The 732-nt window shown below is 46.9% G+C and carries 1 protein-coding gene; it reads right to left on the reverse strand.

Annotated features, from left to right (window positions below):
• Positions 1–732, reverse strand: a 732-nt coding sequence (locus tag A3738_RS04395; RefSeq protein ID WP_156503951.1) for a M48 family metalloprotease, incomplete at both ends; no start/stop codon positions are given.

Consider the following 732-nt stretch of genomic DNA (forward strand, 5'->3'; position numbering starts at 1 on the left):
TAAAGTTTTAAGCGATGGAATTGCCGCACGGAGCAAATCTAATTTTTGCGATAAAGATAAGGGCGCGATCCGTTCACTCCAATCGTTGGTCGCAACAGACTCATGCCCAATAAACGCGTAATACACACCTTTGGCGTCATAGGAAGTGTGCACACGCTCCAATAAACTCTTAAGGTTAAACGCCGGTTCAGCAGCAGCTTGCTCCTGAAATTCAAAACTTATATCGCTGCTTCCAGATGATTCAGATTGCACAGCTTTCGATAAATCTTCCGCATGAAGTGAGCCTCCAGAAAACCCCATGACTGCATCACCAAACTCACTCCGAAGCTCAGCTTCAGCCGTCGACTCAGCATACTGGCCATTCCAATTTGGCAGCAAACGCTCAATGCGTTCATCAACTGACGGGTGCGTAGCAAACAGACGACTGTTAAATGCAGCTGAGAAGAAGAAATGCCCTAGTTCATGCGCTCGTGGATTATCAATTTTAGAATGTTTACCGTAGCCGCCAATAATCTGAAGCGCTTCACCAATGCCGGTCGGGTTACGCGTGAACTGTACCGCCGATGCATCCGCTAAATATTCGCGCTGTCGACTAAGCGCCGCTTTAATCACTTCACCAAAAAACTGCCCAACCGTACCGAGAAGCCACAAGGCTAGCCCTGCTATAAAAATAACAAACTGACCGCCGTTATTTTTTCTGGAGGAGTTAGAGAATCCATAAGATCGACGATA

This window comes from Oleiphilus sp. HI0066, assembly GCF_001635725.1.